The 11,066-nt window shown below is 56.3% G+C and carries 7 protein-coding genes; 3 read left to right on the forward strand and 4 right to left on the reverse strand.

The genetic code is table 11. The features are described 5' to 3' along the window. Nucleotides 1–2 precede the first annotated feature (2 nt). Both ACFSE1_RS00525 and ACFSE1_RS00530 read left to right on the forward strand, forming a co-directional pair. On the forward strand, nt 3–1,214 hold the full coding sequence (locus ACFSE1_RS00525; protein WP_377394984.1) for a low temperature requirement protein A: 1,212 nt from the start codon (nt 3–5) through the stop codon (nt 1,212–1,214). A 58-nt stretch (nt 1,215–1,272) separates the two neighbouring features. Continuing rightward, nucleotides 1,273–1,881, forward strand: coding sequence for a pyridoxamine 5'-phosphate oxidase family protein (locus ACFSE1_RS00530; protein ID WP_377394987.1), 609 nt, complete (start codon nt 1,273–1,275; stop codon nt 1,879–1,881). An 18-nt stretch (nt 1,882–1,899) separates the two neighbouring features. Here ACFSE1_RS00530 and ACFSE1_RS00535 read toward each other — a convergent pair whose 3' ends face one another. Next, complete coding sequence (locus ACFSE1_RS00535; protein ID WP_377394991.1) at nt 1,900–2,970, reverse strand: GGDEF domain-containing protein; 1,071 nt, start codon at nt 2,968–2,970, stop codon at nt 1,900–1,902. Nucleotides 2,971–3,248: 278 nt separating this feature from the next. Continuing rightward, nucleotides 3,249–4,637, reverse strand: coding sequence for a class II fumarate hydratase (gene fumC, locus ACFSE1_RS00540; RefSeq protein WP_377394994.1), 1,389 nt, complete (start codon nt 4,635–4,637; stop codon nt 3,249–3,251). Between the two features lie 474 nt (nt 4,638–5,111). On the opposite strand from fumC, the gene ACFSE1_RS00545 reads away from it, so the two are divergent. Beyond that, nucleotides 5,112–7,073 (forward strand): L,D-transpeptidase family protein, encoded by a 1,962-nt coding sequence (locus tag ACFSE1_RS00545; protein WP_377394997.1) that lies wholly within the window; start codon nt 5,112–5,114, stop codon nt 7,071–7,073. Nucleotides 7,074–7,295: 222 nt separating this feature from the next. On the opposite strand, the gene ACFSE1_RS00550 is transcribed toward ACFSE1_RS00545, so the two are convergent. Further along, nucleotides 7,296–9,491, reverse strand: a complete 2,196-nt coding sequence (locus ACFSE1_RS00550; RefSeq protein ID WP_377395001.1) for a methyl-accepting chemotaxis protein — start codon at nt 9,489–9,491, stop codon at nt 7,296–7,298. Nucleotides 9,492–9,661: 170 nt separating this feature from the next. Then, a complete protein-coding gene (gene pepT, locus ACFSE1_RS00555; RefSeq protein ID WP_377395004.1) occupies nt 9,662–10,906 on the reverse strand; it encodes a peptidase T in 1,245 nt (414 codons plus the stop codon). Nucleotides 10,907–11,066: the final 160 nt, after the last annotated feature.

Consider the following 11,066-nt stretch of genomic DNA (forward strand, 5'->3'; position numbering starts at 1 on the left):
ATATGGCCGCCGAAGGAAAAGATGCCGATCACTGGGTGAAGGAAGGCGATGACCGTGAGAGAACGGTCGGGTTCCCCGAGCTTTTCTTCGATCTCGTCTTCGTCTTCGCGCTCATTCAGCTATCGCATTTCGTGGCGGACGATTTTACGCCCGCCGGTCTGGCAGAAGGGGGCGTCTTTGCCCTCGCTCTCTGGTGGGTGTGGAACCATACCGCTTGGGTGACCAACAGGCTGGATCCGGAACGCATGCCGGTGCGGGCGCTGCTTTTCTCCCTCATGTTCCTGGGGCTGCTGATGTCTTCAGCCATACCCAAGGCTTTTGAGGATAGGGCGCTTCTGTTTGCGGCCACCTATGTGGCCATGCAGCTTGGCCGCTCCATATTTGCAGTTTTTGCGTTTCGCCACGTGCTGCCGGATGTTTCCCGGAACTTTCAGCGGGTGTCCATCTGGTTTGCCCTTTCAGGCGTGGTGTGGATAGCCGGTGCGTTGGTGGAGCCCGAGCTTCGGCTATACATCTGGTATGCTGCGCTGTTGATCGAGTTCGCCGCGCCGGAACTGCGCTTTCCCGTTCCAGGCATGGGCCGTTCAAGCAGTGAGGACTGGCACATTTCCGGCGAGCACATGGCGGAGCGATGCGGGCTTTTCGTCATGATCTGTCTTGGTGAGTCGATCCTGGCCACCGGGCGCAGTTTTTCCGAACAGGACATGTCGCCCATCGTCGTTACCATCCTCGCTGGCTCATTCCTCTCGATTGGATTGATGTGGTGGATCTATTTCCATTTCGGTCACGAAAAGGCATCGCGGGAAATCGAGGAGGCGGCGGAGCCTGGTGAAGTGGCTCTGCACGTGTTCACCTATGCGCATATACCAGTGATCGCCGGCGTGATCCTCTGCGCCGTTGCGGCTGAACATCTTCTTGCGCATCCTTATGAAAGCGGTGGTTACGCGCGAGCCTTCGTCGTCATCGGCGGCCCGGTTGTTTTTCTTGCCGGTAATCTGTGGGTGAAATGGGCGACCACCGACCATTTGCCGCATTCGCACCTTCTGGGCATAGCGGCACTGCTGAGCCTGATGCTGGTGACCGGACGCTGGGCCACGCTCTGGTCCGCGCTTGGTGCGGTTGTTGTTCTTCTGTGCGTGGCAGTCTGGGAGTACCGACGACTTGCGCGCATCCCGCACGCCGCCGACGAGGTGGGGGAGCTTGAGGGGGAATGACTTGCGGCGATAGTGCCGATCCGTTACGCCTTGCAGGGCGTGTGGGAGGGGTATGTGCATGTCGATCATTCAATCCGTCGAGCAGCTGCGCGAGATCTATAAAGATCCGAGTGAAGCTTCGCTGATCAAGGTAACGCGGCACCTCACGCCGGAATATCGGCGCATGATCGAAGCCTCACCATTTGTTGCTCTGAGCACCGTCGGTCCCGAGGGGCTTGATTGTTCGCCGCGGGGCGACATCGGTGGCGTTGTGCGCATTCAGGATGATCAGACGGTTCTTCTGCCCGACTGGAGGGGTAACAACCGCGTCGACTCACTGATCAATATTGTGCGAGATCCACGCGTTTCGCTGATGTTCCTTGTTCCCGGATCCAGCACTGTCATGCGTATCAACGGACGCGCCGTTGTCTCCGTCGAGCCCGATCTGTTGGCGAGTTTCGAGATGCAGGGCCATCATCCGAGAAGCGTCACCGTTGTTACGATTGTGGAGGTTTACTTCCAGTGCGCCAGGGCTGTGATTCGTTCGGAACTCTGGAATCCGGAACGCTTCCTCCCGGAATCTGAACTGCCAACGGCCGGAGAGATGCTGAAGGCGGCGAAAGTCGATTTTGATAGCCAGCGCTATGATCAGGAATGGCCGCAACGTGCGAAGACGACAATGTGGTAGCCGCGTGAGCGGCCCATATTACTTTTTGTAGATCAGCCAGCCTTTGCTGACATAATCCTTCTGCATGCCGTCCTCATACGCCATACACCTGTTGCGACCGCCATTCTTTGCGCAATAGAGCGCGGTATCCGATTTCACATACAGATCACCGGCGTCTTCGGCTTGTGAGGCCATGGCATAGCCGATCGAGATAGTGATGGGGCCGTAATCCACGCCGGTTCGGGAATTGCGAAACGGGCGCGTCTCGAGAGCCTTGCGAAGTCGCTCGCAGGTGGCCATCACCTCGTCTGCTGTATTGCCCTGAATGATGAGCGCGAATTCCTCTCCGCCGGCGCGTGCCACGAACACATCCTTGCGGACATTGGAGCGCAGGACTGCGGCAACTGACGTGAGGATCTTGTCGCCCACGGGATGCCCGTAGGTATCATTGAATTTCTTGAAGTTGTCGATGTCAGCCAGAACGAGCGCGGTGACGGGAAGCTGCATTGTATCGTCATAAAGCGTTGCCAGCTTTTCATCGAATGCCCGCCGATTGCACAGCCTTGTTAACGAATCCGTGTTGGCGATCCGCTTGTACTCATCCAGCTCCTTGCGAACCAGATCGACTTCCTGGGTTCGTTGAACGACGCCTTCGACAGTCTTCTCTCCTTGGGCGATGGTCTCGCCCGTGGCCTTGGCCAGAAGATCGATGGCATTGCGGAGCAGCTCGGCCGAGAAATTGCTTTTTGCGCCAATATTGATTGCTGCTTCACCAAGAAGGCGGTTGTAGCTCTCAAGCGAAGCCTGCTCGAAGCGCAGGAGGTTCAGCAGCGTATCCAGTTCCTCGACGAGCTTGCTGTGCGCCCGCTCCACCACAGCCACTTCGCCTGTGCCGAGGTGCTTCGAAGCCAGTTCATCCAGCTCCTCCTGCAGCGGGCGATTCCCCAAGAGTGCAATTTCCCGGGTCAAGGAAGGATTGGTCCCGATATAGGCTTCGTAAAACAGCTGATAATTGCGAGGGATCGGTGACACGTTCATGACGCGCATAGCATGCAAAATCTGTCCAGCCACATCCACGGGCTGCGCCTTCTGCGCAACGGCGGTCGTCATTGCTTTGCTCCGGTCATTCAGGGGACTTGTGTGATGGTTAGGCACGAATCATTTGCAACTTATTAACGCATATGGCCATTCCGCTGACAAATTAATATTCAATATGAAGAATTTAGTGGTGCCTTACTTCGCCTGCCGGATAGCTGAGATTAACGTCCAGATCCGATTAATGTGATAATGTATTAGATAAAAAACGAGAGATTGAGGGTGCGGTCAAAATTCCGCATGAGATGGAGCGGCCTACACTGGGTTGCAGTTATAGGCCGCTCCAGGTCTTTTTACTTCGGTCCGATCATGTTTTCCGGACGGACATACTGATCGAATTCCTCGTTCGTCAGATAGCCGCCACCGACCGCCTCTTCACGCAGGGTGGTGCCGTTCTTGTGTGCTGTCTTGGCAATCTTGGCGCAGGCATCGTAGCCCAGGCGGCTGTTGAGCGCGGTGACCAGCATCAGCGAGTTTTCTACACCGCGCTTGATGTTGTCTTCCCGTGCTTCGATGCCAACGACGCAATTATCCGTGAAGGACACGGCGGCATCGCCCAGAAGCTGTACCGACTGAAGGAAGTTATAGGCCATCATCGGATTATAGACGTTCAGTTCGAAGTGGCCCTGGCTTCCGGCAAAGGTGATTGCGGCATGGTTGCCGAAGATGTGAGCGCAAACCTGTGTCATGGCCTCTGACTGGGTCGGATTGACCTTGCCCGGCATGATGGACGAGCCGGGTTCATTTTCCGGCAGTGCCAGTTCGCCGAGGCCCGCACGTGGGCCAGAGCCGAGGAAACGAATGTCGTTTGCGATCTTGAAGAGGGCGGCAGCGGCAGCGTTAATGGCGCCGTGCGCGAAAACCATAGCATCGTGGGCCGCCAGCGCTTCAAACTTGTTCGGCGCGGTCACGAAGGGCAGGCCAGTGATCTTGGCGATCTCTTCGGCGACCTTTTCCGCAAAGCCGACCGGGGCATTGAGGCCCGTACCAACGGCAGTGCCGCCCTGTGCAAGTTCATAAAGACCGGGCAGGGAAACTTCCAGGCGCTTGATAGCCGAAGCGACCTGCGCGGTGTAACCGCCAAATTCCTGACCGAGCGTCAGCGGTGTCGCATCTTGCGTATGCGTACGTCCGATCTTGATGATATGCGCGAAAGACTTGGACTTGGCTTCCAGTGCGGCATGAAGGTGCTTCAGGCTTGGCAGGAGGTGATGAACGATCTGTTCCGCGCAGGCAATGTGCATAGCCGTCGGGTAGGTGTCGTTCGAAGATTGGCTCATGTTCACATGGTCGTTCGGGTGAACCGGCTTCTTGGAGCCCATTTCGCCGCCAAGCATTTCGATGGCGCGATTGGAGATCACCTCATTGGCATTCATGTTCGACTGCGTGCCGGAACCGGTCTGCCAGACCACCAGTGGGAAATGATCGTTCAGCTTGCCATCAATGACTTCCTGTGCGGCAGCGATGATCGTCTCGCCGATCTTCGCATCCAGAACGCCGAGTGCCATGTTGGCGCGTGCCGCTGCCTGCTTGACGATGCCAAGGGCGCGAACCACGGAAAGCGGCTGCTTTTCCCAGCCGATCTTGAAATTGCCGAGCGAGCGCTGAGCCTGTGCGCCCCAGTAGCGGTCGCCGGCGACCTCGATAGGGCCAAAGGTATCTGTTTCGGTGCGCGTGGTCATCTGTATGCCTCTGTTTCACAGGGTCTGAATAAGAATGCAGGGCGGCCATTTCACCAGCCGCCTACAGCAGTTTGGCGGGCGCATTACTATACGTTTGCCGGGGGACTTCAAGCACCGCAGCAGCAGGCAGACCAGTCAAAATCGATTAGATCGGGTACTCTACTGCGGGCCTGCCACACCAAGTCTCGGATTGGCACGTATCCTTATGTCAATGCATGTCCCTGCGAGATGCCGATCACGTTCCTGTGCTGTGTTCGCCACGTCAGTAAAAATTTAACGAATGGTTCATTAATCTTACGGAAACGATAAGGCGCAGGCTGCTCATCAAAAAGATATTGCCGGTGTGTCTTTCGTTTACTTTTCACAGGGCGCCCGATCCGTTAGACAGGCGCAAAAGGCTCACGAGGCCCACTGATTCAAGGCCCATACAACGTGACGGGGACGAAATTGCCGCACGCATATACGAAGAATTCCTTGGCGGTTGCATTGCTTGCAGGCGTCTCCTTTTCCCTCATGGGCACAGGTAGCGCCAATGCGCTGACGCTGATGGACATGCTGCGTGGCAAGCGCGAGAGCGTGCAGGAGCAAGTGGAAGGCCAGGCGAGGGGTGCTGTCGCACCCGCCATCAGCCAGCGCGCCATCGACCTGAGTGACCCGGAGCCTTTGCCGAAGGTGGCTCCGCCGAAATATCTGACCTACCGTGCCGATGTGGCTCGTCAGATCAAGACGCAGGGCTTCGCGGCGGCTTCTGCCACAAATGCCGCACGTTTCCTCACTGAGGCCAAGGTCAATGCGGCACCGGATGTTGCCACTGCCGTTGAAGCCTTCTACGCCAAGAATGCCGCTCCCCTTTGGGTGGAAAACGAAGATGTGAGCGCGCGTGCGCACGCGGTTCTGGCGCTTATGGAAAAGGCCGGGGAGTTCGGTCTCGATCCGGCGGATTACCGCCTGAGCGTGCCAGCTCTGACCACGTCGAGTGTCACCAACGAACCGGCAGTCCAGCAGCCTGCATCCCCGGTTGAAAGCAGCAATGCGGCCCCTGCTGAGGGTGCTGCTGTGACGCCGGTTTCCGCGCAAGCCGATGCACCGGCCCCAGTTGCAATGGAAGGTTCCTCCACACCGGCAGGAGCGGATCAGCATCAGAAGGATCTGATGCAATTCGAGCTGGCTCTCTCCGCCAAGGCGGTCATGTTTGCTCAGGATCTGGCGCGCGGCCGTATCGATCCAAATCGGATCTCGGAGTACCACGATCTGAAACGGCGCGATGTGGCCCTGTCCACAATCCTGCCTTCGCTCCAGACGGCTGCCGATGCCGGCGCGGTTCTGGCGGCATATGAGCCGACAAATCCGCAGTATCAGGCACTGAAAGCTGAACTTGCGCGGGTCAAGGCAGAAAGTGCGACCTCGGTTCAGGCACCTCAGCTGCCGGAAAAGCTTGTGCTGAAGCCGGGCGAAAGCAATGCTGAGCTGGCCAAGGTCATTGCAGCCATTCAGCATCGCGCCTCGGAAAGCTTTAAAACCCAGCATCAGGCTGTTTTCGCTTCCTATCAGAACACGCCGGATTATTCGCCGGAACTGGTTGATGTGGTGAAGGGCTTCCAGAAAGAAGCAGGTCTGAAGGCGGATGGCGTGATCGGTCCGGCAACCCTGCGGGCGATGACTGGCCATACCAGCGAAAACAAGATCCAGAAGCTTGTTGTTGCCATGGAGCAAACGAAATGGTTGCCGAATGAACTTGGCAATCGTTACGTCCTGATCAACCAGCCAGCTTTCCGGGTGTATTACCACGATCATGGGCAGGAGCAGTTCTCCATGCGCGTCGTGGTCGGTTCGCCCCGGCATCAAACCTTCTTCTTCTCCGATGAGATCCAGACGGTTGAGCTGAACCCTTATTGGGGTGTTCCGCAGTCCATTATCGTCAATGAGATGCTGCCGAAGCTTCGCCAGGATCCGAGCTACCTCGATCGCATGGGCTATCAGGTCGAAGTCGCCGGTCGCGCCGTGCCTTCCACGGCTGTCGATTGGTATGGCTCGACGCAGGCGATTTCCGTTCGTCAGCCGCCGTCCAGCGACAACGCGCTTGGCGAGTTGAAGATCCTCTTCCCGAACTCGCATGCCATCTACATGCATGACACGCCGCAGAAGAGCTTCTTCCAGCGCGATATGCGCGCCTTGAGCCATGGCTGCGTGCGCCTTGCAGAGCCGCGCAAGATGGCGGCTGCGGTTCTCGGTATCTCCGAGCAGGAACTGGCCTCCAAGATCGCCCAGGGCAAGAATCTGGCGATTCAGGTTCCGCAGAAGATTCCGGTCTACGTCGCCTACTTCACGGCGTGGCCGAATAAAGACAATAAGGTCGAATATTTCGACGATGTTTATGATCGCGACGCAGCAGTGGAGAAAGCCTTCGAGGCTACGAGCAAGGCACGCGCTGCCTGATAAGACAGTGGGATAGCATTGAAAAGCCGGTCTCTCCTGGGGCCGGCTTTTTTAGAGCGTTTCCGTATCTAACAGAAACACGAAAATGCTCTCACTCTTCGTTTCTACGCGTTTCCGCACGGAAAACCGCTACGCACTTTTCTCAGGTAAATGCTCCAATAGTCATTACCTTGGCCGCTTGCCGGAATGCCGTGTGTCGTTCCTTCGTCCGCTCGAAGATTTTCAGGCGGCGCGGCTAATCTGGCGCTGGTAAGGCAATTGGAACCGCCCAACAAGGCTCTGGAGTCTATTGGCTTCTCCTGCAAGTGAGCTTACTGATGCTGTCGTTTCTTCAACCATGGCAGCGTTGCGCTGTGTGGTTTGATCCAGTTCGCTGATAGCGGAATTGACTTCCGCAAGTCCAACAAACTGCTCACGGGCAGAGCTTGTGATCGACTCCATATGGTCGTTCATGTGGCTGATGTAGCCCGAGATTTCCGAAAGTGCCGCGCCAGCCTGCCGAACCAATTCCACGCCATCTCCGATTTGGCCGTTGGAGGTGAGGATGAGTGCCTTGATTTCCTTCGCAGCGGCGGCAGATCTCTGCGCCAGTTCGCGGACCTCTTGAGCCACGACGGCGAAGCCCTTGCCAGCTTCACCAGCTCTTGCGGCTTCTACGCCTGCGTTCAGAGCCAGCAGATTGGTCTGGAAGGCGATCTCGTCAATCACGCCGATGATGCTGGAGATCTTGGAAGAACTTTCTTCGATAGCACGCATGGCCTCTTCCGCGCGGACGACGATGACGCTCGATTGGCTGGCATTTCTATTAGCCTGATCGGCAACACGGCGTGCTTCTTCAGTCAGTTCAGAAGCATTTTTGACATTGATCGTGATTTCTTCGATAGCGGCAGCCGTCTGCTCCAAAGCTGAGGCCTGTTGCTCTGTTCGCTTAGAGAGGTCGCCAGCACCCTCGTTGATGGAGCTTGCACCCTCATCAATGGATCGAACTCCATCCGTAATGGATATCAGGGTTTCGCTCAGTTGTTGTAGGGAGTGATTGAAGTCGTGTCTGAGGCTTTCGAACTCTGGTGCGAAGGGTTCAGCCAAGCTGAAGGTGAGGTCACCTGAGGCGAGCCGCTTCAATCCTCCAGCAAGCCCGGAAGTGGCAATGCGTAGCTTTTCAGCAGCGTCCGCCTCTGCCTGCGCCTGGGTGCGCTGACGCTCGTCTTCCATGAGAGCGCGGGCGTTCTCTGCCTCAGCTTCCAATTGTTGATTACGAATGGCTGCCGATTGAAAGACGGCGATGGAAGCGGCCATCGCGCCGATTTCGTCTTTGCGCTGAACAAACGGAATCTTCACTTGGTAGTCGCCGGCCGACAGACGGTTCATGACGCGTGTCATGATTGAGATTGGTCCAAAGAAACGGCTGGCTGCAACAATGCAGAGGATCATGGCGATTATGGCAATTATACCGCCGAACATGAGCATTTTATCGCGCGCCTGATGAGCGCTGATGACCATTTCGTCAGCAGGAGCGGAAAGTAGCAATGTCCATTCCTGTTTCAGCCCCGGAAATGCCACTTTGACGGCCGCGTGATAAATCCCTACGTCATCAGTATAATCAGATACGTCTGTCACCGACGCCCTGGGAGCGAGAAGCTTGTAGTTTGCATCTTCCGCCGATTTGGCTAACAGCGAACGATCCGCATTCGCCAACCAGAGCCCTGAGCCATCAATGAGGGAAACATGGCCTGTGCGGAACGGCTTTAGCGCTCCCACACGCCTCGAAATATCGCTCAGATTAAAATCTGCGCCGGATATGCCAATCACCTTCCCACCTCGCTTTACGGGTGCAGCGATGGTCGTGATCATCGTCTCTACATCTTCAATGAGATCGGTATAGGCAGGTGTGATAACTGCGCTACCAGCCGCCAGCGGCGTGTTGTACCAAACCTGGGCTACAGGATCGGCCATATCCAGTTTCTCGATCGAGATTGGACCGCCCTTGCGGTAATAGTAGGTGGCAAAGCGTCCGCTGTTTGCCTCCGCATTCGGGTGTTGCACATATTGCTCGTCCAGAGCGTCCAGTTCCTGTGGTTCGAAAACAAGGCTCAAGCCCAGAAGATCCCGCTCCGCTTGGAGAGACCGCAGGACCATATCACCCAGCACGTCGCGATCCGGCTTAGCGGTTGCGGCAACAGCAGCCGCGCTTTCTGCGATTGTCTGGACCAGAGCGGTCGTTCGAGAAATTTCTGAGCGGATATCGTTCGCATATTGAAGAAGTAGACTGTGCGCTGACTTCTTAGCCTCCTCACGCATGGCGCTTTCCATGAAAGCAGCTCCCACCATGGCAACGGCACTCAAGCCGAGAGCAAAGCCGGCAACAGTTAGCAGAGTAAAGCGACCGCGCAATGAGCGGAACAGAAAATCAATGACCATCAACCTCATCCCTGGAGGAGCGTTTTTACACCAATAGGTTAAGCATTTAGTCGGAAAACGTTTAGATTAGGTCAATATTGTGCACTATGATGTCAAGATCCCTAATGCATACAGGAGTTAGTGTCATTTATAAGTATATCATGGTGTGATGATTTTCGGGCGCGGCCAGCTTAAGCTGCCCGTTCTTCCCATACCTGCGCCAACTCTACAATCGTTCTGACTGCTACTTCCATATCCTGAACGCTGATCCATTCGAGCGGCGAATGATAGGCGTGACCACCGGTAAAAATGTTCGGGCAGGGCAGGCCCATGAATGAAAGGCGTGCGCCATCCGTGCCGCCGCGAATGCTGGTGAGCTTTGGGGTGAGACCCACGCGCCGCGTCGCTTCGATCAGGTTGTCCACCACTTCGGGGTGTCGATCCAGGACCACCTTCATGTTTCGGTACTGATTTTTGATTGTGAACGTGTGGCTCGAACCAGGGTAGAGCGTCAACACGTCCTCGGTGATGTCGCGGAGCAGCGCTTCCTTTTCTGCAAGGCCCTGTTCTTCAAAATCACGGATGATGAAGCCGATGGTCGCGCCTTCCATGGAGGCGGTGAGCGAAACGGGATGGAGAAAGCCCTCGCGATCCTCAGTGGTTTCCGGAGACTGATCCTTGGGCAGACGCGCTACGATTTCTGATGCGATCTTGATGGCGTTCTCCATCTTTCCCTTGGATGTGCCGGGATGCATGGCAACACCGGAAATCTCGATTGTGACGCCATCGGCAGAAAAGTTTTCGTTCTCGATTTCACCGATGGTCGAGCCGTCCAGCGTATAGCCGAATTGGGCCCCCAGCTTCTCCAGGTTCACCTTGTCAGCGCCACGGCCGATTTCCTCATCTGTCGTGAACAGGATCTTGATGGGGCCATGCTTGATCTCCGGGTGCGCCAGAAGATACTGCGCAGCGCTCATGATTTCAGCGATACCGGCCTTGTCGTCAGCGCCGAGCAGCGTTGTCCCATCGGTGGTGACGATGTCATGGCCGATCTGGTTGCGAAGTTCCGGGTGATCGCTCACGCGGATGACCTGAGACTGGTCGCCGATCAGGCGAATATCGCCTCCTTGGTAGTTCTTCACGATCTGTGGCTTCACATTTGCGCCGCTGAAATCGGGTGCTGTGTCCATATGGGAGCAGAAGCAAATCACCGGAACATTCCTGGTGCTGTTGCCGGGGATGGTGGCATAGACATTGCCGTGCTCATCCATATGCGCATCTGACAGCCCAAGGTCCTGCAATTCACGCTCCAGCACGCGGCCCAGATCCTTCTGTTTTTCCGTCGAGGGCTGAGCATTCGAAAGGGGATCGGATTGGGTATCGATCACGACATAGCGGAGGAAACGATCAAGGACTGTATCAGTGCTAGCGGGCATGTCAGGCATCCGAATCTTGGAGGAAGATCATGCCTTCATCAGTGCCGAAATCGACTGACCATGCAAACAAAAAACCGCGCCCAATGGGCGCGGTCAGACCGCTGACAAACCCGCCGATTTTTTCTCGGCGGGTTTTCTTGTTTCTGAGGTGCGCGCTCAG

Origin of the sequence: Affinirhizobium helianthi (assembly GCF_042680945.1) — a bacterium.
GTDB classification, from domain to species: domain Bacteria; phylum Pseudomonadota; class Alphaproteobacteria; order Rhizobiales; family Rhizobiaceae; genus Neorhizobium; species Neorhizobium helianthi.